Annotated in this window: 26 protein-coding genes and 1 pseudogene; 16 read left to right on the forward strand and 11 right to left on the reverse strand. The window is 60.8% G+C overall.

The window, feature by feature from the left end; genetic code table 11:
* Nucleotides 1-22 precede the first annotated feature (22 nt).
* The 5 genes from H4W29_RS19865 to H4W29_RS19890 all read left to right on the forward strand — a co-directional run bounded on the left by H4W29_RS19865 (nt 23) and on the right by H4W29_RS19890 (nt 5,656).
* On the forward strand, nt 23-427 hold the full coding sequence (locus H4W29_RS19865) for a PAS domain-containing protein (RefSeq protein WP_192730439.1): 405 nt from the start codon (nt 23-25) through the stop codon (nt 425-427).
* Nucleotides 428-773: 346 nt separating this feature from the next.
* Complete coding sequence (locus tag H4W29_RS19870; protein WP_192730800.1) at nt 774-1,007, forward strand: hypothetical protein; 234 nt, start codon at nt 774-776, stop codon at nt 1,005-1,007.
* Between the two features lie 418 nt (nt 1,008-1,425).
* Nucleotides 1,426-3,633 carry a DUF3604 domain-containing protein gene (locus tag H4W29_RS19880; protein ID WP_192730440.1) on the forward strand — a complete coding sequence of 736 codons (2,208 nt, stop codon included), beginning with the start codon at nt 1,426-1,428 and terminating at the stop codon, nt 3,631-3,633.
* A 26-nt stretch (nt 3,634-3,659) separates the two neighbouring features.
* The gene (locus tag H4W29_RS19885) at nt 3,660-4,634 is read left to right on the forward strand and encodes a peptidylprolyl isomerase (RefSeq protein WP_192730441.1); all 975 of its coding nucleotides are present in this window, start codon (nt 3,660-3,662) and stop codon (nt 4,632-4,634) included.
* Nucleotides 4,631-5,656, forward strand: a complete 1,026-nt coding sequence (locus tag H4W29_RS19890; RefSeq protein WP_192730442.1) for a HupE/UreJ family protein — start codon at nt 4,631-4,633, stop codon at nt 5,654-5,656. The genes H4W29_RS19885 and H4W29_RS19890 overlap by 4 nt, the downstream gene beginning before the upstream one ends.
* Before the next feature lie 151 nt (nt 5,657-5,807).
* On the opposite strand, the gene H4W29_RS19895 is transcribed toward H4W29_RS19890, so the two are convergent.
* Entirely contained in the window at nt 5,808-6,749 is a 942-nt protein-coding gene (locus H4W29_RS19895; RefSeq protein WP_192730443.1) for an NmrA family NAD(P)-binding protein, read from the reverse strand.
* Nucleotides 6,750-6,823: 74 nt separating this feature from the next.
* Here H4W29_RS19895 and H4W29_RS19900 point away from each other — a divergent pair, with 74 nt between their 5' ends.
* Nucleotides 6,824-7,624 (forward strand): AraC family transcriptional regulator, encoded by an 801-nt coding sequence (locus tag H4W29_RS19900; RefSeq protein ID WP_192730444.1) that lies wholly within the window; start codon nt 6,824-6,826, stop codon nt 7,622-7,624.
* A 2-nt stretch (nt 7,625-7,626) separates the two neighbouring features.
* On the opposite strand, the gene H4W29_RS19905 is transcribed toward H4W29_RS19900, so the two are convergent.
* Complete coding sequence (locus H4W29_RS19905) at nt 7,627-7,806, reverse strand: hypothetical protein (RefSeq protein WP_192730445.1); 180 nt, start codon at nt 7,804-7,806, stop codon at nt 7,627-7,629.
* Here H4W29_RS19905 and H4W29_RS19910 point away from each other — a divergent pair.
* Nucleotides 7,805-8,332 carry a DUF4142 domain-containing protein gene (locus H4W29_RS19910; RefSeq protein WP_192730446.1) on the forward strand — a complete coding sequence of 176 codons (528 nt, stop codon included), beginning with the start codon at nt 7,805-7,807 and terminating at the stop codon, nt 8,330-8,332. The two genes, H4W29_RS19905 and H4W29_RS19910, sit on opposite strands and share 2 nt — an antisense overlap.
* A 265-nt stretch (nt 8,333-8,597) precedes the next feature.
* Here the strand turns inward: H4W29_RS19910 and H4W29_RS19915 are convergent, their stop codons facing one another.
* Nucleotides 8,598-9,446, reverse strand: a complete 849-nt coding sequence (locus tag H4W29_RS19915) for an NmrA family NAD(P)-binding protein (protein WP_192730447.1) — start codon at nt 9,444-9,446, stop codon at nt 8,598-8,600.
* A gap of 84 nt (nt 9,447-9,530) precedes the next feature.
* Between H4W29_RS19915 and H4W29_RS19920 the strand changes: the two genes are divergently transcribed.
* On the forward strand, nt 9,531-9,905 hold the full coding sequence (locus tag H4W29_RS19920; protein WP_192730448.1) for a winged helix-turn-helix transcriptional regulator: 375 nt from the start codon (nt 9,531-9,533) through the stop codon (nt 9,903-9,905).
* A 66-nt stretch (nt 9,906-9,971) separates the two neighbouring features.
* On the opposite strand, the gene H4W29_RS19925 is transcribed toward H4W29_RS19920, so the two are convergent.
* The gene (locus H4W29_RS19925; protein WP_192730449.1) at nt 9,972-10,844 is read right to left on the reverse strand and encodes a LysR family transcriptional regulator; all 873 of its coding nucleotides are present in this window, start codon (nt 10,842-10,844) and stop codon (nt 9,972-9,974) included.
* Nucleotides 10,845-10,997: 153 nt separating this feature from the next.
* On the opposite strand from H4W29_RS19925, the gene H4W29_RS19930 reads away from it, so the two are divergent.
* Complete coding sequence (locus H4W29_RS19930) at nt 10,998-11,456, forward strand: DUF3237 domain-containing protein (RefSeq protein WP_192730450.1); 459 nt, start codon at nt 10,998-11,000, stop codon at nt 11,454-11,456.
* 81 nt (nt 11,457-11,537) lie between these two features.
* Here the strand turns inward: H4W29_RS19930 and H4W29_RS19935 are convergent, their stop codons facing one another.
* Nucleotides 11,538-12,092 carry a P-loop NTPase family protein gene (locus H4W29_RS19935; protein WP_246517254.1) on the reverse strand — a complete coding sequence of 185 codons (555 nt, stop codon included), beginning with the start codon at nt 12,090-12,092 and terminating at the stop codon, nt 11,538-11,540.
* 198 nt (nt 12,093-12,290) lie between these two features.
* Here H4W29_RS19935 and H4W29_RS19940 point away from each other — a divergent pair, with 198 nt between their 5' ends.
* Nucleotides 12,291-12,776: a RidA family protein gene (locus tag H4W29_RS19940; RefSeq protein WP_192730452.1), complete on the forward strand. Its 486-nt coding sequence runs from the start codon at nt 12,291-12,293 to the stop codon at nt 12,774-12,776.
* Here H4W29_RS19940 and H4W29_RS19945 read toward each other — a convergent pair.
* Entirely contained in the window at nt 12,763-13,743 is a 981-nt protein-coding gene (locus tag H4W29_RS19945; RefSeq protein ID WP_192730453.1) for an AraC family transcriptional regulator, read from the reverse strand. The two genes, H4W29_RS19940 and H4W29_RS19945, sit on opposite strands and share 14 nt — an antisense overlap.
* Before the next feature lie 206 nt (nt 13,744-13,949).
* Here H4W29_RS19945 and H4W29_RS19950 point away from each other — a divergent pair, with 206 nt between their 5' ends.
* Nucleotides 13,950-14,720 carry an alpha/beta fold hydrolase gene (locus H4W29_RS19950; RefSeq protein ID WP_192730454.1) on the forward strand — a complete coding sequence of 257 codons (771 nt, stop codon included), beginning with the start codon at nt 13,950-13,952 and terminating at the stop codon, nt 14,718-14,720.
* Nucleotides 14,721-14,866: 146 nt separating this feature from the next.
* Here the strand turns inward: H4W29_RS19950 and H4W29_RS19955 are convergent, their stop codons facing one another.
* Nucleotides 14,867-15,847 (reverse strand): LysR family transcriptional regulator, encoded by a 981-nt coding sequence (locus H4W29_RS19955; RefSeq protein WP_246517257.1) that lies wholly within the window; start codon nt 15,845-15,847, stop codon nt 14,867-14,869.
* Between the two features lie 109 nt (nt 15,848-15,956).
* Here H4W29_RS19955 and H4W29_RS19960 point away from each other — a divergent pair, with 109 nt between their 5' ends.
* Nucleotides 15,957-16,352 (forward strand): nuclear transport factor 2 family protein, encoded by a 396-nt coding sequence (locus H4W29_RS19960; protein ID WP_192730455.1) that lies wholly within the window; start codon nt 15,957-15,959, stop codon nt 16,350-16,352.
* A 212-nt stretch (nt 16,353-16,564) separates the two neighbouring features.
* On the forward strand, nt 16,565-18,028 hold the full coding sequence (locus tag H4W29_RS19965) for a winged helix-turn-helix domain-containing tetratricopeptide repeat protein (protein WP_192730456.1): 1,464 nt from the start codon (nt 16,565-16,567) through the stop codon (nt 18,026-18,028).
* Nucleotides 18,029-18,405: 377 nt separating this feature from the next.
* On the opposite strand, the gene gltS is transcribed toward H4W29_RS19965, so the two are convergent.
* Nucleotides 18,406-19,611, reverse strand: a complete 1,206-nt coding sequence (gene gltS, locus H4W29_RS19970; RefSeq protein WP_192730457.1) for a sodium/glutamate symporter — start codon at nt 19,609-19,611, stop codon at nt 18,406-18,408.
* Between the two features lie 247 nt (nt 19,612-19,858).
* Nucleotides 19,859-20,512 (reverse strand): hydrolase, encoded by a 654-nt coding sequence (locus H4W29_RS19975; protein WP_192730458.1) that lies wholly within the window; start codon nt 20,510-20,512, stop codon nt 19,859-19,861.
* 174 nt (nt 20,513-20,686) lie between these two features.
* On the opposite strand from H4W29_RS19975, the gene H4W29_RS19980 reads away from it, so the two are divergent.
* On the forward strand, nt 20,687-21,580 hold the full coding sequence (locus tag H4W29_RS19980) for a LysR family transcriptional regulator (protein ID WP_192730459.1): 894 nt from the start codon (nt 20,687-20,689) through the stop codon (nt 21,578-21,580).
* A gap of 40 nt (nt 21,581-21,620) precedes the next feature.
* Here the strand turns inward: H4W29_RS19980 and H4W29_RS19985 are convergent, their stop codons facing one another.
* Nucleotides 21,621-21,965: a winged helix-turn-helix transcriptional regulator gene (locus H4W29_RS19985; RefSeq protein ID WP_246517261.1), complete on the reverse strand. Its 345-nt coding sequence runs from the start codon at nt 21,963-21,965 to the stop codon at nt 21,621-21,623.
* Between the two features lie 128 nt (nt 21,966-22,093).
* Between H4W29_RS19985 and H4W29_RS19990 the strand changes: the two genes are divergently transcribed.
* Nucleotides 22,094-22,822: an SDR family NAD(P)-dependent oxidoreductase gene (locus H4W29_RS19990; RefSeq protein ID WP_192730461.1), complete on the forward strand. Its 729-nt coding sequence runs from the start codon at nt 22,094-22,096 to the stop codon at nt 22,820-22,822.
* 288 nt (nt 22,823-23,110) lie between these two features.
* On the opposite strand, the pseudogene H4W29_RS19995 reads toward H4W29_RS19990, so the two are convergent.
* Nucleotides 23,111-23,365, reverse strand: a pseudogene (locus tag H4W29_RS19995) (transposase); the annotation flags it as partial.
* A gap of 181 nt (nt 23,366-23,546) precedes the next feature.
* Here H4W29_RS19995 and H4W29_RS20000 point away from each other — a divergent pair.
* Complete coding sequence (locus tag H4W29_RS20000; protein WP_192730462.1) at nt 23,547-24,080, forward strand: hypothetical protein; 534 nt, start codon at nt 23,547-23,549, stop codon at nt 24,078-24,080.
* Nucleotides 24,081-24,103: the final 23 nt, after the last annotated feature.

Here is a 24,103-nt window from a genome sequence, read left to right on the forward strand (position 1 = left end):
TAATCGCGGGAACAGGCAGGCAATGACTGGGCAATCCGTTCATTCGTTCGAGATATTCGAGGAAGCAGCCTGCGATGCGGGGATCTATACCTGGGATATCGTCAGGAATCTCGTCTTCGCCGACAGCGCGCTTGCCGAGCTTTTCGGCCTCGATGCTGCCGCCACGGTGCGCGGCCTGCCGCTGGAAGACTATCTTGCGCGTGTCCATCCCGATGACCGGCCGCAACTGGCAAAGAAGATCTCGGAAGTGCTCGTTGCCGATATTGCGCAGCAGAACACCTATCGCGTGGAGGGCAGGGACGGCCGGTACCGGATGGTCGCGGCCTTCGGCCGGGCTTTTCGCGATCACAGCGGATCACCCATCCTCTATTCCGGTATCGTCGTGCCGCTGGCCGAGCGCGAGGATGAAGGGTTGCTGACGCATTAGAGCGGCTTTTGTCACCGGTCGCAGACGACGCAGATCGTTTCATGCTGCGTGTGGTCGAATTGCCCGGCTCCCGGCCTTGCCAGCGACCCCATGACGGATTTGGCCTGCGCGACCACCACGTGCTGAACGACCGCGAGACATCCTGTTGGGATCGCTGGCGCGAGGCGCCGTCGGCAAGCCGGCAAGTACCGCGCGATGAGCTGGCATGGCTGGATGACCTCGCCGCCCGCCCGGATCAGCCGTTGGTAGTGCGCAGGCCGGACTGGCTGGATCAGGCGGATCGGATTGCCAGTTGTGGACGTCAAGCGCGGGTGGTAAGCGCCAGCCAAACAACAATAGGAGTGCAATTGTGAGCGAACCGACCGTAGCAGATGCAACAAACCGCATTTATGAATCGCTACATGCTGATAATGCCGACCTCGACGTGCATATTGCGGCTCTGAAGGCAGCATTGGCTCGGGCGGGTTTGAAAGAGGCCGTCTTCGACCCGGCCAGGCTCGTACAGAACAATCGTTCTGGCAGGAAGCTGATGCAGGCCTACTTTCGCCAGCGCGGCGTGACGGTGAAGTACCTGGCTTAAGAAACCTTCCAATGACATCGGACAGGCCGCAATAAGATGGCTGACTGCTACCTGTTCGGCTGCTGATGGTCGCACCCAGGAGCGGCGTCGAACTGCCGGAGGCGCTCAGCAGGTCCTTCGACCACATGCGGGCGCTGCCCTCCGTGATCAGGGCGCTTGCCGAGGAAGGGCTTGGCTGAGACCCGACCGCACACGTTCCCTGGCCAGGGAAAAGTTACTGACAGGCCGATGACCGTTCCCGGCGCATTGCGGAACGGATAATCGGCCTGAAGCGGCCGTTTCCACGCGTGCCCGGACCTGCATCGCTATTGTAAGTTGATGGCAAATCTGCGAAAATTACGCGGAAATACTATCCCGCATTTTTCTGTACTTGCATGGCAACTCCCTCCAGTTAACGCTCGAGACAAGGATGCTTACAATGCGCCGGGTAAACAGAAAAACCTTCTTTCTTTCTTCAACAATACTGGTGGTCGCCGCAACATCTGCCGCGGCCCAGGAACGCCATGCCTATTTCGGGCAGACCCATCAGCATACGAGCTGGTCGCTGGATGCCTATATCATCGGCAATACCGTCACGGGGCCGGCGGAAGCCTATCAATACTCGATGGGGCAGACCATCAAGCATCCTGCCGGCTATGACGTCCAGATCAGGACGCCGCTCGACTTCCAGGGCGTCACCGATCATGCCGAATATGTCGGCGTGGTCAGGCTCGCGAACGATCCCACATCGTCGATCAGCAAACTTCCCGTTGCCGCGAAACTGAAGGTCACCAAGGACAACGGCCCCATGAAGATCTTCCAGTGGATGGCCGGGAGCATCGCCAGCGGCAAACCCATCCCCGAGCTGCTGGACCCGAAACTCACAGGTTCCGTGTGGAGCGAGAATACTGCCATTGCCGACAAGTACAACAAGCCGGGACAGTTCACGACTTTCTGTTCGTATGAATGGACGTCGATGCCACAAAACCAGAACATGCACCGGAACGTGTTCTTCAAGGATTGCGCCAAACTTCCGGAGGCTCCGTTCTCCGCGATCGACTCCGACCATCCGGAGGATCTCTGGGCCTGGATGGACGGGCAGCGCAAGGCCGGAAACGAGGTGCTGGCCATCTCGCACAATGCTAACCTCTCCAACGGCATCATGTTTCCAGTCGACGTCGACAGCAAAGGCAATCCGCTGGATGCCGCCTGGGCGCAGCAGCGCATGACCAACGAGCCCCTGACGGAGATCAAACAGGTGAAGGGCGTCTCGGAAACCCATCCCGATCTCTCGCCGAATGATGAATTCGCCAATTACGAGATCATGAATTATCTCATCGGCCTCGACAACAGCACGTCGAAACTGCACGGAAGCTATACGCGAGAAGCCTATGAAAACGGCCTGGCGATGCAGGCGACGCGTGGCTACAATCCGTACAAATTCGGTGTCGTCGGGGCTGGAGACTCCCACAACACGGTCACCGCCTACACGCAGTCGGATTTCTTCGGCGCTCACGGACTGGTCGATGCCACGCCGCAGGCCCGGCTTGCCGGGAAGGTCGCGTCCGGCATGAATATCCTGCAAACGGGAACCTCGGGGCTGACCGTCGTCTGGGCAGAGGAGAACACGCGCCAGTCAATCTTCGACGCGATGCAGCGCAAGGAAGTCTATGGCACGAGCGGCGTGCGGATCCAGGCCCGGATGTTCGGCGGATGGGACTATGACAGGGGGCTTCTTGCGGATGCCGACTGGGTGAAGACCGCCTATGCCGGTGGCGTGCCGATGGGTGGTGACCTTCCGGCAGCCGATGGCAAGGTCCCTTCATTCGTTGTGTCGGGGGTCAAAGACCCCGAAGACGGGAACCTCGACCGGATTCAGGTCGTCAAGGGATGGACGAAGCAAGGTCAGGTTTTCGAAAAGATCTTCGACGTGGCCTGGTCCGGCAGTCGCCAGCCCGATCCCGTTACCGGCAGGTTGCCGCCGGTTGGCAGCACGGTCGACATCACCAAGGCAACCTACACGAACGACATCGGTTCGGTGGAACTGAAGGCAGTCTGGACGGACCCGGAGTTCGATCCCAGCCTGCACGCATTCTATTATGCGCGCGTCCTGCAAATTCCGACCCCGCGCTGGAGCACCTACGATGCCGTCAAGCTCGGCATCGCTCCGCCGAGCAATGCGCCCGCCACCGTGCAGGAACGCGCCTGGACGACGCCCATATGGTACACGCCGACCCCGGCGGCATTGGCAAAGGCCGAGCGAGGGCTGATGGTCGACGACCTGACCAAATCGGGATCGACGGCGCTGACCGAGGACCAGCTGAAGCAACTCGTCGTCGGCAAGACGATCAAGGTCCGCAATACGGTTAGCGGGGAGGATTTCGATGTCCTGTTTGGTGAAGACGGCCAGCGTATCGTAACGCTGGCGAATGGCGGGCCGCCCAAAGCCGACGACCTGCTGCAGATCATGCATCCGGGCACGGCCGGATCTCCTGCAGCCTATGAAATCAAGGACGGTCACATCGTCACGACCATCGACGGAACGGAGTTCGAACTGACCGTTTATAAGTCCGGCGACAAATACATCGCCGCCCGCAGCAATGAATTCGGCTACGCCAATTACGAGGTCCTGTCCGTGGTGCAATGAAGAGGCCGGTAAGGGGAGGACACCGTATGAAACTGTTTCCAATCGCACCGGAAGCCCCTGTTCGCCGCGGCGGCGTTGCCGAAAGCCCCTGGCAAAAAGCCCTGGGCGAGCCGCTCATCCACTTTCTGGTTGTCGGTGCGGCCCTGTTCGGCGGCTATCACGTCCTGAACCCGGAACCCGAAGCGGGGGCCGGGACACAGGAGATCGTTCTGACCAGGGACGATGTGCGGCAACTGGCAATCAGCTGGCTGGCGCAGGGACGCTCGGCGCCGACGCGGGAGCAGGTGCAGGCGCTGGTGGAGCAGAAGGTCACACAGGAAATCCTCTTTCGCGAAGCCGTCGCCCTTGGGCTCGACCGTGATGACGAAGTGGTCAAGCGCAGGCTCGCGCAGAAGATGGACTTTCTTGCCGCCGACGTGGCGGCGTTGCAGGAACCGACCGACGAGCAGCTGAAGACCTGGTTCAATCGCAATTCGCAGAGCTTCGCGCTGCCCGCGCATGCAAGCTTCCGGCATCTCTACTTTTCACCCGACAGGCATGGCGGCGCCACCCGCGACGTTGCGGCGGCCGCGCTCGCGCTCGTCAGCGGAAAATCGCCGGATACGGCCGAGGTTGCCGCAATGGGCGATCCCTTCATGTTCCAGAACCAGTACCCGGACGCCACTCCCGAACAGATGGCGAAGCAGTTTGGGCCGCAATTTTCCAGCGCGCTTTTCCAGCTGACGCCGGGCAGGTGGGAGGGACCCGTTCAATCCGGCTATGGATGGCATCTCGTCTGGATCGACGCCATCCAGCCCGGTCGCATTCCGACATTTGCGGAGGTGAAACCAGGCGTGAAGGCCGGGTGGATCGACGACCAGTATCGCGAGATAAAACGCGCCTCGCTCGACGAAATGCGATCCCGCTACGTGGTCGTCACACCTGCCATCGACCCCGGCGACTGGCGAGACCTCCAGGTGCCGGCCGGAACCGGCGGCCAGCTCGAGGTATCCGCGCAATGAGCCGCCAGTCCATGCTGCCCGCACCGCTCTGGCGCATGCTCCTGGGCGTCGCCTTTGCCCTGATGGCGCTGAGCGTGAACGCCAGCGCCCACGAGATACGGCCGGCCTATCTCCAGATCGATCAGACGGGTCCCGGCCGCTACACGGTGATCTGGCGCACGCCTTTACTGTCGGGCATGCGGCTTCCGGTCAGCTTGCGATTTCCCGACAGCGTGCACAACGTGACAGTTCCTGCCGAGCGCGAGCTTTCGGACTCGCTCGTCGAAACACGCATCATCGAGACGACGAATGGAACTCTTGCAGGCGAGCGTGTCGAGTTTGTCGGCCTTCAGGCGACGATAACCGACGTTCTGGTGCGCGTGCATCTGCTCGACGGCGCGGTCTCGACGGTGATGGTTCGTCCCGCCCAGCCGTGGATGGAGATCGCAACCCGGCCGGAACGTCTCGATGTGGCGAAGACCTTCGTTTTCCAGGGGATGGAGCACATCCTGTTCGGCTACGATCACCTGCTCTTCGTTCTGGCATTGATGTTCATTGCCCGTGACTGGAGAGCGCTGCTTCTGACCGTCACCGCGTTTACCGCAGCCCATTCAATCACGCTCACACTTGCGACGCTCGGGCTGGTCCATGTGCCCGGACCGCCGGTCGAGGCGGCAATCGCCTTCAGCATCCTGCTGCTTGCCTGCGAGATCATCCGCATCCAGCGCGGTCAACCCAGCCTCACCGCACAACGGCCCTGGATGGTTGCCTTTGCTTTCGGACTTCTGCACGGGCTCGGCTTTGCGGGAGCGCTGGCGGACCTGACGCTTCCGGCAGGCGATATCCCGCTTGCCTTGCTGTGCTTCAATATCGGCGTCGAGATCGGACAGCTGATGTTCGTCGCGGCGGTCATCGCGGCCATTGGGCTCGTGCGGCTGGTGAGATATCCGTCCTATGTCGGTAGCCGGACGTACCTCGCCGCCACTTACACGATAGGCGCGGTGGCGTCGTTCTGGTTTCTCGAACGATTGGCGGCATTCTGACGGAAGCTGACGCTGCTCCTTCGAAGCGCTGCCCTCCATGATCGGGCGCTTGCCGAGGAAGGGCTTGGCAGAGCAAGCTTTGGGCTGACCGGCCGATGCCGAGCCCCTCCTTCCCGGGCGAGGAGGGCCTCGGCCTTCAGCGGCAATCCGGCTATTGCCTTGCGCTCCACATCTGAAATGTCTCGGGTTGGTGTTCGCGCGCAACCGATTCCAGATAACGCGGCTTCCAGACGTCCCTGATGAACGCCTCCATCGTCGTGGGCAATTTCGGACGAACCTCGTGCTCGCCATGGAACCTTACGATGCCATTGTTCAAAGCGTCAGCACTCAGGGTGTCGTCCTGCCATTTCTCCGGCGTCCCGAACCGCGCCAGAAATTCGGCTTCCACATCCTTGCGCGTTGTTTCGATGTAGCGGTACTCCACCGGCCTGCCGATCTCCCTGCCGATGATCGCGGCCAGTTCGTTCATCGAGACATCTTCCGAGCCGACTTCGAGATAGACGCGGTGTTTGCCCGTCGGATTGGTCAGTTCCTTCGCTGCCAGCCATGCGATGTCATCGGTCGCCACCCAGGGCATCTTTAGATCAGGTTTGCAGAACCAGGCAATTCGACCGTATTTGGCAACCGGCCCCGTCCACGCCGACACGTCTTCCATGAACCAGGCGGCGCGCAGGTGGACCAAATTGATATTGCCGAGTTCGTTGAGCTTTTCGTCCAGGTCGTGGAAGCACTCAAAATGACCCGTTTTCCCCTTCACATCCGAACCCATGGCCGTCAGGCTTACGGCCAGTTTGACGGAGGATTTTTCGAGCGCATCGACAAAGCGCTGGGCAACAGCGGGGTAGTGTCCCTCGATGTTGTTCCAATCGGTCTTCACCATCAGGAACGCGGCATCTGCACCCTGGAAAAACTGGTCAAGGTCTCCCGCTCCTGTGTCAAAGCTTCCCAGGAATGGCTCTGCTCCGAGCTCGACCAGTGCGTCAAGCGCTGGGCCACCTCTCGACAACGCTCTGACCTGATGCCCTGATCTCAGCAGGGTTCGGGTCAGCTTGGCGCCGACTCGTCCCGTGGCGCCGACGACAGAAATTCGCATGACAGTCTCCTTTCGGTTGTTGATCACCGACTAGTAGACTATTGCTGGCCGTGCGAATTTGGAGATAATGCCAAATGATCTCAAAATCGGGCCAATCCGCAAAACTGCCCTCCTGCTACGACGACTTTGATCCCGACTGGTCAGATCGGCCGGCCATCGCTGTCCGCCTCGACTTCAGTGACTATGAGGCTGAAGTGCCCCAGCACCAGCACAGGGAAGGGCAGCTCATTCTGGCTTTGCACGGGGCCGTCACATGCAGGACGGAGAATGGCATCTGGATTGTGCCACCAGACTGCGGGATCTGGATACCCGGCGGTGTGCCCCACAGCAACCAGGTCACGTCCAACGCACGCCTGTCCTATCTGTTCGTTCAACCCGAAGCGGCCAGGCTGCCGCGGGAGTGCTGCACTCTGTCCGTGTCGCCGATGCTGCGCGAGATGATCCTCCGACTGGCGGATGTACCGGTCAATTCTGCTCCGGACGATCATGTCGGCCGTATGGTGCGGGTCTTGCTGGATGAACTCGCGCAAATGCCGATACAGGGGCTGGACTTACCCGCGTCCAGCCATCCCAAAATCGCCGCGATCACTGCTGCCCTGATGGCGGAGCCGAGCGACCGTCGCACCCTGGTCGATTGGGCAGCCCATGTCGCCATGAGCGAGCGATCGCTGAAGCGGCTGATGGTTCAAGAAACGGGGTTGACCTTCGGCCGCTGGCGGCGGCAGCTGCACCTGGTGATCGCGCTGCGCGAACTGGCCGGCGGCGCGACGGTCCAGAGGGTGTCGAGCGACCTCGGCTACGAGTCCGTCACCGCCTTCATCGTGATGTTCAAGAAGGCGCTCGGGACGACACCGGCACGCTACTTCGCAACCTGATGTCATGGCGTCGAACTGCCGGATGCGCTGCGCAGGTCCTTCGACCATATGCGGGCGCTGCTCTCCGTGGTCAGGGCGCTTGCCGGGGAGGGACTGGGCTGACCGCGGCATTTGCGCACGAGAGGAACTTTTGCCCGCGTGAATTGTTGGCCTGATGGCGCCCCCATCAGGAGAATAATCATGAAGCCTTTCCTTATTGCCGGACTTGCCGTGCTGATCGCATCCCCTGTGTTTGCACAGACGGCGGCGGAAAAAACCGGTGTCAATTCCGTGCTCGGCGTTGCGCCGAAGACGCAGGATTTCGTGGCGGAAGCTGCGACATCGGACATGTTCGAGATCGAATCCAGCAAGCTTGCGATCGCGCGCTCCGATGCACCGACCAAGGCCTTCGCAGAGCAGATGGTGAAGGATCATCAGAAGACGACGCAGGAACTGAAGGCGCTGGTTTCCGGCGGCAAGGTGGAGGCGAAGATCCCGCAGACGATGACATCGGGGCAGCAGTCGATGCTCGACAAGCTCAAGAGCCTGCAGGGCGAGGATTTCACGAAGCAATATCATTCCGACCAGGAAAATGCCCATGAGGATGCCGTCGATCTCTTCAAGCGCTATGGCGACGAGGGCGACAATGCGGACCTGAAGGCCTGGGCCGCCAAGACGCGCCCGGCGCTGGAAGAGCATCTGCAAATGGCGAAGGATTTGAACAAGTAGGAGATGGGGCGAGGGGTGGCCGGGACGGTCAGCCTGCCGGGTGCGGATCGGGCCGGACCAGCCACTGGCGGCGCGCAGGCCGGAGTGGCTCCAGGTCGGGTGAGGGGCGCCGCGAAGGCGCGGGCACGGGCCGCGCCCGCTTCGCTTGGGACACGCCCTATCGTTCTCGAGGCATCTTTTCGGAGGCTGATAGTAAGTGGACGGGCCCCAGCGATAAACGCGGAGCCCGCCTTTCCAATGTCGATCAGTTAAGCGCGCTGCGTCTTTACCGGAAGATGCGCGTAAGCCACTGTTCCGTCGTCAGAGGCTCTATCCCGAGAAGCTTCTGCGCGCTGGTTTTCTCGGCGATCTCCTGTCCTTCCGTCTTGGCCAGTTCCTCGTAAAGATGGACGATCGCCGGGGTGGCTGGGCCGGTCAGCGGCTCCAGGATTTTGCCAAATTCCGCGGGTGAGAGGGCCTCGAAGCGAACGGGGCGGTCGAAAAATCGTGAGAAGGATCCTGCAAGATCGACCCCGGTCGGACCGGGCAACTGTCCCACGCCGACCATTCCGGTGACGTTCTTGTCGAGGAAGAGCCTTTCCGTCACGTCCGCCACATCGAAATGCGAACTCCACGAGACAGCGAAATCATTGCGGAAGGCATATCTCAGGACGCCTTCGGTTTTGACAGTGTCGATCACCATCGGCAAAAGAAGGTTCTCCAGGTAGAACTTGGGGGCCACGATTGCGGACGAGACCGCGCTTTCCTGCACGCCGCGCACAAGGATGCCGATCGCGGTTTGCGGAAGACGGGTCGCATCTCCGACGTCAACGAGATTGCCGCTGGTCGAGACGATCACCCGCCCGGGCCTCGCTTCATTGATGGCCTCGACGATGTTGCGCGCCTGCTCTATCCGCACTGGTTCCGGTCCCATAGGCAAATGCACAAACACGCCTTCTGCGCCTCGGTAGGCGGCGATCAGGGAGTTGAGACCCATATCGGTCGCGACAGCAGGTTTTCCTTGCAGCTTCGACGGATCGCGGACCGCCGCGATTGCGTCTCTCCCGTTCTCGAGCAGACGATTGTAAAGCGGCCCGCCCTGCGCACCCGTCGCGCCGTGGATGATGTAAGACAATTGGATTCTCCTTGTCGGCATGCTAATTAGCCATTGGTGCAATGGCTGCACCAGTTACGTCAAATGCACTATTGGAGAATTCTCATGTGGCGGGGAAAAATTCCGGACTGCGGAGTCGAGCGTTTCCTGCTGTTGCTCGATGGGCCGTGGGCGACGCTGATCATACGCGAGCTGCTGCATGGTCCCCAACGTTTCACCGAACTCAAAAAGGGCCTTAAGGGCATCAGCGCCCACACGCTGACTCATCGCCTGAAGCGTTTCGAGGACAGCGGTCTGGTAACCCGAACCGCCTATGCGGAGACGCCGCCGCGCGTTGTCTATGAATTGACGCCGCTCGGCAGATCGCTGGAACCGATCCTCCTCAACATGAATAGCTGGGGGCTGGGGCTGGCCGAGGAAACGCTGGCGACAGCTTTGCCCGAAAAGGCGGATTCCGCAATTGAAGCCAGGGATCGTTGATCGAAACTCGGCGTTCGAGGCTCGTTGGTAAATTGACCGCGCGTTCCCCCCTGCCTGGCGCGACAGTCAGTCCGCCCGGCTCAAGAGCGGCTCGCGAGCCTGCTCGCGAAGCCAGGCGCAGAGCTGCCGAGGTGGGAGACGGCGGTCGTCGGCGCGCATCAACGCAAAATGCCAGGCAGGCCCGCTCAGCACATATGGGAAAGGAGCGATGAGCAGTCCCTTTTCCAAAAGTGGCCGAAACAACGATGGCGATAAAAGCGCTGCCCCTACGCCTGCCACTGCCGCATTGGCGTCCAATTCGTGCGTCGGGTAATCGACTGCGACAAACCGCAGAGCCTGCGGCATCTCGCATCCAGTACCTCTGAACCATTCCTGCCAATCCGGATGCGGCAATAGCTCGAAATCGGCGAGCGCCCCCGGCCTGTCCAGGGTCTGCGTTGCGAGCAGACAGGGCGCCAGCATGGGGGTGACTTCAACCGGCGCGAGCGGGTATTCGTCAAGTCCTTCCCAACCGCCACGACCCGTCCTTATGGCGACGTCAAACGCACTGGGGTCGCGAATATCGGCGGAGACGTCGACCTCGACCGGCGATCCCCCGGCCGAAGGATAGCGCGCCAGCCGTGGGGCGAGCCAGCGCGACGCGAATGTCGGAGGCGCCGTCAATCTGAGTGGGGGTGTCGCAGCCTGAAATTCATCGAGCGCACCGGCGATGCCATCCAATGACTCGCGAATTCGACCGGCCAGTTGAGTGGCCGCAGGCGTCGGCACGACGCGCCGCCCCGCGCGCATGAACAATGGCTGGCCAAGCTCGGTCTCCAGTGTGCGAATGCGGAGACTGACGGCTGCGGGCGTCAGACACAGGCGTTCGGCGGCGCGGGCAAAGCTGGAGGCGGAAACGCACGCTTCCAGAATTCGCAAGGACTCCAATGGCGGCCGCATGATCTCTTCTCTCTTGATGAGTTTTGCTTGTGAGGGTCCCAAGCAAAGCGCGTTTTGGGGGCAGGGCGCTTTCAGCTAGAGCAGGTCGTGGCGGGCGGATCTTGGGGGATCGCGACACGCTTCCAGCTTCACGCAAACAATAGGCGATCTGACATGACCCTGCAATCTCGGCACCTGATGACACTCTTCCTGACCCTTCACCCGGCGCTCGAGCTCGGCCGGACGCCAGCCGGCAGCCGTCGCATATTTCCCGTTTCCGGCGGACATTTCCGGGGCGAGCGGCTGAAAGGAGAGGTATCGCCGCTGATCGGTTCCGACCTCCTGCTCGGACGCGCGGATGGCACCTTTCAGCAGGATGTCAGGCTCCTGCTTAACGCCGACGACGGCGGTCTGATCCTGATGACCTATCGCGGCGTCCGGCGCTCCTCTCAGAGCGTCGACGAGCGTCTCGCAAAGGGCGAAGCGGTCGACCCTTCGGAATATTATCTGCGAACGACACCCTATTTCGAGACGGCCGCACCACAGCATGCATGGCTCAACCAGATCGTCGCGGTTGCGCAGGGCGGCCGACGTGCTGATGGCGTCGAGTACGATGTCTTCGAGATTCTATGAATTCAGTTGCCCGCTCTTGGCGCTTTTCCCGTGGATTCCGGATTGGGAAACGACAGCTCCCGCCCCATCGCGGTCATTGCGTTATCGAGCGGTAGGTCTGCCTGATCGTTGAAGGAGCCGGTCCATCTCGCGATGAGAGTTGAGCACGGCTACCGGAACGTCCGGCCCATAACGCTCGATTTGCTTCACGAAAAGAGGGGCGTATTTTTTCTCGAAGTTCCAGATGTAGGACAGGAATTCTCGATCCGGCAGTGGTTCAGGGCATCCTTCAGCCATCGCCGGGCGAACTGAACCATAGAAACGAGAGACGCGCTTAAACAGCCCGATCAGTGCAACCCGTCTCGGCACGCGAACCCACAGAACCAGATCGCTGCGCGGCAATCTCAGGTCGAAGGAGGACGCTCCACTGCCGTCCATGACCCATCGGTCACGTTGGACCATATCCGATATGATTGCTCTTTGCTCGGTACGATCGCGCTCCACCCAGCCTGGAAGCCACCGCACATCCCGGTCGAGTGACTGGAATTCCAGGCGGTGCAGATCCGCTACCTTTGCAGAGAATGTTGTCTTGCCGCCTCCCGAACATCCGATAACGAGAACACGCTCGGCTGTCGCCAAAAGGCTGGCCGCATCCATCAGAGAAACATATCGAGGCGTCATCTTGTCGAACGTGGACCAATATGTTGGGGATGCCAGTAACCCAGCGACATAAACCTACAAAATCGCAGTGGTGCAAGCGCGAATGGTTGCACTGCGCTGCCACCTTCCGTCTACGTGTGAGAGGGACACCGCTTGCGTTAGAACTTCCAAAGCCGTAACAGGAGTCAATCACCAATGTCGCATATCGAAAGCCAGCTACAACGGTTGGGGCTAAAACTTCCGGCGCCGATCCTGCTTCCGCCTGGCGTGAAACTCTCCTTTCCCTGGGTCCACATTTCAGGGTCAAGGGCTTATATTTCCGGACACGGGCCGCTCGATTCAGACGGGTCGATTGCCGGGCCGCTCGGAAAGGTGGGGAAAGATCTGTCGTTGGAAGAAGGCTACCGTGCCGCTCGCCTGACCGCGCTGGCAATGTTAGCCAGCCTGAAAGTTGCGTTGGGTGACCTGGACCGGGTGGACAGCTGGCTTCGCGTCTTCGGCATGGTGAATACAGATTCCTCCTTCAACTCATATCCGCTCGTTATCAATGGCTTCAGCGACCTTATCGCAGAGGTTTACGGCGGCGAACGCGGATCCCACGCCCGCTCCGCGATAGGCGTGGCGGGCCTGCCATTTGACCTTCCCGTCGAGATCGAAGCCGAGGTTCTTATACGGCCTTAGCGACGGCCTTGATGTCAGCTTGGTCAAGATCGGCCAGCGACGGCCCTGGGCGGCCGTCGGTGCGCCGAGCTGCTCGATAACGGCCGGGTGACAGGCCGTGGTGCCGATGGAACACCTTCGAAAACGCCGCGGCGGTTTCGTAGCCGACCCGGCTTGCGATCCGGGCAATCCCCTCATCGCTTGATTCCAGCAGGAACGCAGCCTCCGACATCCGGCGTGCGATCAGATAGCGCTGCATGGACTGGCCGACGAGCTTGGTGAAGCGAGCAGAGAACACCGAGCGGCCGAGCCCCACGCGGTGTGCGAGGTCGCGCAGTGTCCAGGGCAGATCCGGTCGTTCGTGGATCAACTCAAGCGCTCGTCCAATATACGGGTCCGCCATCGCCCCAAGCCATCCGCCTTCTCCTGGCCGGAGAGATTTGATCCAGCTTCGCAACACCTCGACGAAGAGCACCTCTGTCATTCGCGAGAGCGCGACGCGTTGGCCGGGCCGTTCAAGTGCCGACTCGCTCACCATGCGCCGCAGGATCGCCTCGAGCCACTCACCGTCCATCGCCGGCTTCAGGAGAAGTACGGGCGGAAGCAGTTCGATCACGCTACCGCGCGCGGGCCACGACAGAATGAAATTGCCACAGATCATCGTCGAGAGCGGCTGCGCGCTGCCTCCGTGACGCATGACGCCAAGATGTGAGGGTCGATCGAGGTCCGTCACCAGGAACGGCTTCGTCCCGCTGTCCGAGTAAATCAAATGGGGCTCGCCGCGTGTGACGACGACGAGATCGCCCTCCGCCATGCGGAGCTCTTGCCCATGTTCGAGGGCGAGGGTGGCTGAGCCACGACTGAGATAATGGAACAGGGCGTAGGGGCGCTCCGGCAGGGCCAGGTTCCAGGGATGGCCGAGCTCGAAGTGAAAGAGCAGGGTTCCGCTAAGGCGAACGCGATCGAGCACTTCGGCAAGGATGTCCATGCCCCCGATGTTAGTCCCCCGGACGATCGGACACAATATCCGGACGATTGGGGCCTAACGTCCGGGAACCCTTCGTACTATTTCGTGTCGCGGCGAGCCGACAGGTGAGCCAGCAAGCAATGCAAACTGCCGCAACACGAAGCGCGAATTTACTCGAGCGCCTGGTCTTCGGGTCGGGGTTGCCGGCATCCCAACAGGAGTAAGCAATGCGAAATATACTAGTCTTAGCCACGACCGTTCTCTTCGCCGGGGCAGCGTTTGCCGCACCCGCCCGATCGGCTGATCTACCCAAGGGGGCGGCGCACAATATCGTGCTCGTCCATGGCGCTTTCGTCGACCAGACAAGCTGGAAGCCCGTTGCCGACATCCTCACGAAGAAGGGCTATAACGTGACGCTGGTCGAAAATCCGCTCACGTCGCTGGCTGCGGATGTCGATGCCACCCAGCAGGCACTGGCGAAGCAGGATGGCAAGACCGTCCTCGTTGGCCACTCCTGGGGCGGCATGGTCATCACGCAAGCCGGTGACGATCCCAAGGTCTCCGCGCTCGTCTACGTCTCCGCCTTCGCGCCTGACGTTGGAGAATCCGTGGCGATCCTGGCCAAGAACGGCCCGGCAACCGAAGGCGCCAAGGCAATTCATCCCGACGACAAGGGCAACCTCTATATCGATCCCAAGGTGTTTCCCTCGGCGGTGGCGGCGGACCTTCCGCTGAAGATCGCCGAAACCCTGGCAAACTCGCAGCTTCCGCTGAACCACACAGCCTTCGAGACTCCGGTCGATATCGCAGCCTGGCACGACAAGCCGACCTTCTATGTGATCACCACGAAGGACAAGGTGATCGCACCGGAGGTCCAGGAACTGTTCGCGGCCAGGATCAAGGCCAGGACCACGGAGGTGGCGGGCAGCCATGCCTCGCTCGTCGTCCATGCGGACGAGGTCGCTGCGGTCATTGAAAAGGCCGCGCTCACGAACTGACGATACTGCTCCCGGTGCCACCGTGCCGGGAGTAGAGCCGTCGGCGGCATGACAACCTCCCGGCGGGCGCGCTACCAGGAAAAGCTGTTCGTCCCGGCGAGGTTCGGAAAACTCCTGTTGATGCGCCTGGCGTCGGTCCGCCCGCGTTACCGATGTAGACGTAGACCTTGAACTGCCGCGCCGATCGGCGCGGCCGCCTCGGCGCCGTTTCTCTTGCGCGGGCCGGTGCGGATGGTATCGATCACGGCGCGAAGCGGCGGCGCCATCTGCCGTTGGGCCGGATAGCAGAGGTAGTAGCCGGGGAAGGGGGCGGACCAGGGCTCGAGCAGGGCGACAAGGCGGCCCTCGGCGATGTGAGGCGCGATCAGCTGCTGGCTGGCGAATGCAACACCCACTCCGTCGACCGCCGCCTGCACCCCGAAGTCCTTCATGTTGGAGATCAGCGGGCCGTCGATCGCGACCTCGAACCACTTGCCGTTTTCCATGAACTCCCATTTGTAAGGCGTCTTCTGCCCCGGCCATCGCCAGGCGATGCAGCGATGGGCTAGAAGGTCGCGCGGATGAGCCGGCGTCCCGTGCCGGGCGAGATAGTCGGGCGAGGCGACCACGGTCTGGCGCAGGTCCGGGCCGAGTTTCACCGCAATGAGGTCCTTGTCGATCACCTCGCCCAGGCGGATGGCGACGTCATAGCCTTCGGCCACGATATTGACGACAGCGTCGTCGAGCGTGACGTCGAGCACGACCTGCGGATAGGTGTCGCTGAAGTCGCGCAGGATCGGCGTCAGGTAGAGGTCCGCGGCCGCCCGGAAGCAGTGCAGCCGCACGGTCCCGGTGGGATGGGCGCGGCGCTCGCGGGTCTCGCCCAGCGCCTCCGCCAGCTCCTCGACGGCGGGCCGTACTCGTTCGAACAGCCTGGCCCCCGCCTCGGTCAGGGAGACGCTGCGGGTGGTGCGGTTGAACAGGCTGACCCCGACCCGCTCCTCAAGCCCCCGGACCATCTGGCTGAGTGCGGAGGATGACACACCGAGGTTCTCGGCCGCCCGGCTAAAATTCAGCGAACCGGCAACGGCCACGAAGGCGCGGAGCTGGTTGAAGTCTCCGGCCGACGGAAGGGATGGTTTCATCATTGCCCTCAATTGCTTAGCTCAGCTTACAAGGCTGATTAGTGCGCGCGGACTAAACCTTGCCGCCCCCATCCTTATACTCAGCCGGACATGAGAGTTGAAGGGAACCACCATGACGTTGCAGGACACGCCCCCGATGGGAAACATAGATGAATTGGTCGCCTTGGCGAAAACCTACTTCGATGCCGCCTACGCGATGGACGCCGACACGTTCGCGACCATCTTCGATCCCGCCGCCCTGGTCACCAGGCGCGGCGACGGCGACAGCGTGGTGGTGACGCCTGTTGCCGCCTGGCTCGACGCCGTCCGGAGCCTCGCCTCACCGCAGGATGCCGGCAGCGTGCGCGCCGACCGGATCCTCTCCATCGCCATTATCAGGGACATGGCGCTGCTCAAGCTCCGCCTGCGGATCCCGCCCCGCGAGGTGACTGACCTGCTGTCGTGCTTTTACCTCAACGGGCGCTGGCAGATCGTCCAGAAGGTGTTCGCAGCCGAGATCCTGGCCTGAACGATCCGCCATCGACCCTCGTCCCGCCAAGCCGGTGCTGGGTCCGGCCTCGATAGCGCGATTTATGGTGACGGACGGGAATGTCAGCTCACCATCCAATGCGGAGGTTGCGCTCTCTGTTGCTGCGTCTGCCTGTTGCTGGTATTTTTCGCAGCATGGCTCAGCGGCGAGATGCATTCGGTCCATTTGTGCTCGATCGTGCCGCAGGGCTGGTGCGACGGGACGGAGAGGCGATTGGGCTTGGCCGGCGTGGCATCGCCCTTCTCGACGCGCTCCTGAGCGCAGACGGACAGGCCGTAAGCAAGGACGATCTGCTGGCTCGAGCCTGGCCGGGACTGATCGTCGAAGAAGCAAATCTCACGGTACAAATCGCGGCGTTGCGCAAGGCGCTTGGCAAGGCACCGAACGGACTCGAATGGATCGCGACAGTCCCTCGAATCGGCTATCGGCTGCCGCATATACTCTCATCCGAGATTCCGCTGCGTGCGATGCGCCCGACCATAGCCGTGCTGCCGTTCGAGAACCTCTCAAGCGATGGCGAATACCAATATTTCGCCGACGGCACGGTCGAAGACATCATCGTTGCTTTGTCGCGCTTCAGGACCTTTGCAGTGGTCGCCCGCAATTCGTCTTTCGCCTACAAGGACCGGAACACGCCCATCCGCGACATCGCGAACGCACTTGGCGTCCGCTACATTCTCCAGGGCAGCGTCCGTCGCCATGGCGATCGGCTCAGGGTCACGGTTCAACTGGTCGACGCGGACGCCGATACGCATCTTTGGGTGGATCGGTTCGATGGCGAGCTGTCTGATATTTTCGACTTCCAGGACCGCATCACGGATGCGGTTGTCGGGCTTGTGGAGCCGGAAGTCCGCAAGGCGGAAATCGAGCGGGCGCGACGGAAGCATCCGGATAGTCTCGACGCTTATGACCTCTATCTTCGCGCCCTGCCGTACTTCCGGGGCACCACCACGACTGTTCGCGCCGAAGCTGTACGACTGCTGGAGCGGGCGGTTCAGCTCGACCCCGGCTTTGCCACCGGTCTTGCTTACGCCGCCTGGGCTTACGAGCGTTACGAGACATTTGGCTCCGGCTTGAGCGAAACCGAGCGGCAGCGCTGTCTGCAGCTTGCGGAAACGGCCCTTGAAACAGGCTATGACGATCCGCAAGTGGTCGCCATCTGCGCACTGGTGTTCACCAATGTCGGCCATGATCGCCAGCGCAGCCTCGCCATGCTGCGCGATGCCCGAAATGCCAATCCCAACAATCCGACAGTCCTCTCCCTCTTTGCCTTTCTCAATGTGATGGCAGGAGACATCGAGACTGGCAGGGACACGTTCTTGCGCGCACTGCAGATTGCTCCAGGCGCACTGGAGAATTACGAAATCATGGTGGGTGTTGGCATCGCAGACTTGTTCAAAGGGGAATTCGAGCAGGCGGTTGAATGGGCCTTGCGCAGTCTCGTCGTGAACAACGAGTGGCTCGGCGCATACTGGACCCTGGCGGCGGCCTACGCTCATCTCGGTCGCGTCGAGCAGGCGCAGACGACAATCGCAAAGCTGCGCGCCAAAGCGCCATTGATGCGGGTCCACGACCTCGAACGACACCGTCCGCGCTATGCGGAGCGATACGAAATCATGATCGATGGTGTACGCAAGGCCGGTCTACCCGACTGAGTGCCGCTGGAACAGCCATAGTCGATTTGGAGGATTTTGCCCCAGTTTTGGGACACAAATCGCTTCCTTCATCCACATTGCCCCCGTCGAGCCAAGTTGGCGCTGAACGAGGGAGAACCAAGATGAATTTTGCTGGAGCTTTCCGACATTCCAGGTCCAGGCGGTCGGCCAACAAGCCGTTGCGTGCGAGGGTCGTCGCCGTCTGGCTCGATTTCAAAGCGTGGTCAAAGGGTGTGGCGGAGCGTTTGCTGGTCGAAGAGCCCGGCGACGATCCCACTGCTCACTTCGGTCCCCGGGATTGGGCCGACCTCCCGCCTCACCATCCCAATTCTCCGGAATAGGAGAATCCCTGTCCTGGTCGGGACTGATTGGACCAATCAGCGAACAAGGAACCCAAGCACTGCTGCGTTTGCCAGATCGATGAAGAAGGCGGAGACGAGCGGCAGGATGATGAACGCGATGGTCGCTGCTCCGTGGATTTTGGTGACCGCCGTCATGTTGGCTATTGCCGTAGGGGTTGCTCCGAGCGAAATCCCGCAAAAGCCGGCGGAAATGACCGCCGCATTGTAGTTGCGCCCCATGGCCGGGAACACGACGAAGATGATGTAGACGATGGCCGCAAGCGTCTGCACCGCCAGCACGATCGCGAGCGAAAGGCCGAGCCCGCTGAGGCCCCACAACTGCATGCTCATCAAGGACATCGCCAGGAATACGTTCAGCGACAGATCGGATATGAGCGCCAGACCGCGGGTGTGCGTCGGCCAGGGCAAGCGCGGCGCCAGGATCGGAATGCTGTTCGTCATCACGATGGCGACCAGCAGACAGACGACGAAGAGCGGAAGATTGATCCCGGCTTCAAGGATAAGCTCGTGCAGGGCGTAGCCGACGATGATGGCAATATTTGTGACCAGCAATGTGCGCAACAGGCCGATATAACTGACATCGTCTTCGTGGCCGGCAACGGCATCCCGCGACACGCCGATTGTCAGTTCCTCGTCCTTGGGGCCGCTCAGGCCGTTCCGGGTGATCAGATACTGTGCGATCGGTCCCCCGATGAGACTGGCGATGACCAGGCCGAGCGTTGCGCTGGCAATGCCGATTTCGAGAGCATTGGTGAGACCGAAACGGCTCGACACGATCGGAGCCCAGGCAATCGTCGTGCCGTGCCCGCCGATCAGCGAGGTCGAACCGAGAAGGATTGCCATGCCTTGTGGAAGATCGAGCACCTCGCTCATCCCCATGGAAAGGAGGTTCTGGATCACAAGAAACGCAAGCGTGAGGGCCAGCAGGATGAGAAACGGCTTGCCTCCGGCAAGGAGATCGGAGACCCGCGCGTTCAGGCCGACGCCGGTGAAAAAGTAAAGCAGCAGCACGTCGCGCGCGGCAAGCGCGAAGCTGATCTCGATGTCGAAGAACTCATAGGCGGCGAGCGTTACGAGTGCTGCCAGGAGCCCGCCCGTGACCGCCTCCGGGATGCTCCAGCGGGTGAGGGCAGGGATGAGCCGATTAAGGTTCGCACCGGCGAAGAACACGAGGATCGCTATGGTGAACGACAGCAGTCCCGGGACCTCGATTGTCGACATGTGCCACCTTCACCGCCACGCGCCTTGTCGGTTGCAAAACACTGACACACGCGCTTTGACTGAACCAGCGAAAATATTATTTCGTCGTCTCGCTGCTCCCCGGGCGCATTCCGGAATTGGCAAACGACAGCTCTCGGCCCAAAAGAGATATCGACCCTTCGCATCCAACTGATGGGGATGACGAGCCTGGATAAGCGATGAACGTTTTCGTATCGCTTCATTCCGGTTCCCGTCATCCCCGCTCACATCAGCCTGCGTTATCAGGTAGCGGCGTGTTGAGGAGTTGCTGTTCCCAGAGATAGGCAATGCCGCTGCCGGCGAAGTGCTGGATGAGAATCTCGGTCAGCTCCTCGACATGCTCGGTGCGCGCCCAATCGCGTTGCCATTCGCCAGCGAGGGCCATCACGGTCATCACGTTCGCGCCGGCCGCGATCATTCGCTGGATGGCAACTTCGTGAGACTCCTTCGAAATCCCGCCCGACGCGTCGGTGATCACGGTCACGTCCCAGCCTTCGCCGAGAGCCTGGATCACCGGCATTGCGACGCAGACCTCGGTCCACAGGCCGGCGATGATCAGCTGCTTGCGGCCGGTCGCCTTGACGACATCAACCACATTCTCGTCCTGCCAGGTGTTCACCCAGGTGCGATCGATGACGTCCTGCTCCGGAAATACGTCGGTGATCTGCTTGAAGAGAAGTCCACCGCGCGCCGCGATCACGCTGGTGAGAATGGTCGGAACATTGAAGGCTTTTGCCAGCTTCGCCAGCGCGGTCGTGTTGTTGACCACAGCTTGCGGATCGTGGCTGTTCAGGTTCGTGAGCTGATAAGGCTGGTGGTCGATCAGAACGAGTACGGAATCTTCGGGGCGGAGAAGCGAGGCAAGGCCATTTCGAAAGGTCATGAATATATCCTCTGCTGCCGTTTTGTGTGGGAGTTCGGTTTAGATTTATTTCTCGAAACTAACGCAGGCATGCGCTGACAGCGGCGCCGCCCGCGAGACGGACACTGTTATTCCCATTTGCGATACGGTAGCCTGCGTCAGTGCCAAGCTGTGTCGCAAAATGGGGAACGCTAGTTGGAAATCGAAGATCTCAGGACATTCGTGGAAGTTGCCGATGCCGGGGGCGTTTCGCCGGCCGCGCGGCGGCTCGGCATCTCCAAGTCGATGGTCAGCCGGCGGCTCATCCGGCTTGAAGCGGAACTCGGCGTCCAGCTTCTTGCACGGACGACACGCGGTGCGGCTCTCACGGAAGCGGGGATCACGTTTCGGGACCATGCAGCCAGGATCTCTGCCGAGATCGACGTGGCGAGAGAAACGATCCTGCCTTCCGGTGACCTGCGCGGCCGGCTGCGTGTCGCCGTGCCGCTGTCTTTCGGCCCCAGCCACTTCGCGCACGTGCTTGCGCAGATGGCGCAACGCCACCCTGAACTGCACATCCATACGTCCTACAGCGATCGCTTCGTCGATCTCATCGCAGAGGGTTTCGATTGCGCGATCCGGGTCGGCTATCTGCAGGATTCCAACCTGGTCGCAAGACGCATCGGTCCGCTCTACGGGAACCTGGTCGCAAGCCCTGATTATATCAGGAGGCATGGATCCCCCGAGACGCCGGCGGAGCTCGCCGGCCATGAGGCCCTCATGCAGGGAACGGAATCCTGGCAATTCCTCGACGGAGACGAGATCATCACGGTTCATCCGCGGGGACGCTTCAAGGCCGACAACGCGCTCGCCCTTGCCGCTGCCGCCTTGGCGGGGCTCGGCATAGCCTGGATCCCCGAAGGCGTAACCCATGACTATGTCGCTTCCGGCGCGTTGGTGCCGGTCATGACACGCTATCCGCCACCTCCGGCGGGCATATATCTGATCCGCCCGGCGGGGCCGCATCCCGCAAGGAAGATACGCGCCCTCACGGAAATGCTGATCGAGTGTTTCGCAGAGGCTCCGCCGCCTCTGGGCGGGGGGCGCTGAGGCGTTGATGGTGCGGGGTCCGAATGGACGCCCGGCGCTCTCATCTGGCGGTATCTGTGGCAGCTTCCCGGCGATTGCGCTCAATTTCACTCATATTCGACAGAACCCAGCGCGTCAGCTGCGTCAAAGGCTCGGCAAGGGACCTGCCGAGGGTGGTAAGACTATATTCCACCTGAGGCGGGATTGTCGGATAGACCTTTCTGGAAACGAGACCATCGTTTTCAAGGGCGCGCAAGGTCCGTGTCAGCATCTGCTGGCTGATGCCCCCGATAAGCCGGCGCAGTTCGTTAAATCTTCTCGGACCATCGAGCAGCATCGTGATCGTCATGATCGTCCACTTGTCACCAATGCGGCCAAGCATCTGGCTGATTGGACGGCAGTCCATGCTCGTTCCCGGTTGTGGCGGCGGGGTAGGTAAATCCATGTGACCAGGCCCTAAAATTATGCGTTCTTGTGCTGATGCAGTCTGGCAGACATATCTAGTCAGCAAAACATACTACCACAGGAGATGTCATGACTGACCGGAAAACAATCGCGATTTTTGGTGCCGGCACAGGGTTGGGTGCTTCCGTCGCAAGGCGCTATGGAAAGGCCGGGTTCCGCGTTGCCCTCGTCGCTCGCAACGCCCAGTCTCTTGACCAGAGGGTGTCCGAGTTATCGGCGGACGGCATAGACGCAGCTGCCTTTCCCGGCGATCTCAATGAGATCGACGCAATCGCGGCTTTGGTGGGAAAGATCGAGGGTAAGTCAGGTCCAATTCACACCGCCGTTTTCGCACCTGTCGGCAGCTTTCGTATGCTTCCGGCTGTCGATCTGACGGCAGCCTCACTCAAGGAACTCGTCAATATCCTGACCTTGGCTCCAGTCGAAGTCGTCCGTGCGGTATTGCCGGGTATGCTTGCTCGCGGCAATGGAGCGATCATCGTCGCGGACGGCCTTTCGGCGGTAACGCCAATGGCCGGAATGAGCGGCCCAGGCCCGGCCTTTGCCGCTACGCGCAATTACATCCTCGGGCTCCACGAAGAGATCAAGGCGCGCGGCGTGTTCGCCGGGATGCTCCACATCGGTGCCATGATCGACAACTCCACCGGCCTTCGAGTCGCGGCCGCAAATGGCCTGCCGCTCGATGATCCGCGCCTCACGACGATCGATCCCGACGTACTTGCCGAGGAAATCTGGTCGATGGCGGCCGACCGGTCTCGTGCCGAGTCGATCCTGCCAGCCAGCCACTACTCGCATTGACCAACAGGGCCATCATAAGGGGGCAGCGGCAACGCTGCCTGCGCTGACCTTGTCCGTCGGAACCTCAAAGCTTGGTATGGGGCGCACTGCGGCGCTTCAAGGACATATCCACCTGGTGATATCAGTAGTCTTCATGCTCACGCCGGCTGCTTCCTAAGGTAACGAATGGCATGAACCAATGTCCCCAATTGGCGGATATTGTTGAAAAATTCGCTGGATTGGCTGCTAGTCCCCTCGTTTCTGACTTCTGAGCGGAATAGGCGTGCCATTCAGTCCCGCGCTTCAGCGCAGGTTGTCGTGGACCTCTTCACATAGTCGCCGCTCTGAGCGGATACCCATGGAATAGCCGATGATCAGCATCCGCATCAGTTCGGGATCAATCGAAGGACGGCCAGTGCTGCTGTAGAAGGGCTTCAACTGCGCTCTTACGCTGTCGAGTTCGAGATGGCGGTCGATCCCACGCAACATGTGGTCGAGGGGGACGTGATCATCAAGGCAGAAGTCGTAGAAGAGCTGCGCCGGAGCTGTCTGGTATCCCATCATCGCTCAATCCTCCGCAAATCAATGCGACGATTGAATCACGACATCGGTGGTCCAGCAATGCCGATCTTCCAACCCGTGACCGAACGCAGACCCGCATTGTGAGGTCGATGGATTTCAACTTTATCCTGTGTAATGGTCTGCCCAAGTCCTACCAAATTCTCATTTAGCCGAGTTCATTTTGATGCCCGATAACCATAGTCAAATCCGCTTAGAAAGTTGCCTCCAGGTACTGGTGGGGTTGCCATTGAGTATTGCCCGCAACGCTGCGGACATGAAGATTTTCCATTTTGGGGAGATTCAACAGCATCCTTCAGATCGAGGAACTGTCGGTCCTTACGCACTACATGTTCAATGCCCGTGGCGTCTGGTTGCAAAGGATACAGTATTTACGGGAACATCGGATCGCTTTGTCGGTCCTGCTGAAGGAACAGAGGTCGATGATGACGACCCCAGATCGGGAAACCTGCAACTCATCAGAATTGCATCACTTCTGAAAGGCTATGACGAAAAAACCAAGTCCTTCGTGAACACCGCAGAGCAACTCATCGTCATCGCGGCATATGCGGACAACGTTGGCGGGGCTGACTTGCTGCTATCCGGCGATTACCGCCTCCAGATTTTCCCAGACGGCTCGCTTGAAGAGGATTGGCGTTTTGTCGAGTTACAGGGTCGTCATATCGTGATCGAAGGCGGCCGCGTACGAATCGACGAATAGCGATCTGACACTGCAGCCAGTGG

Source organism: Rhizobium viscosum, from assembly GCF_014873945.1.
GTDB lineage: Bacteria > Pseudomonadota > Alphaproteobacteria > Rhizobiales > Rhizobiaceae > Rhizobium > Rhizobium viscosum.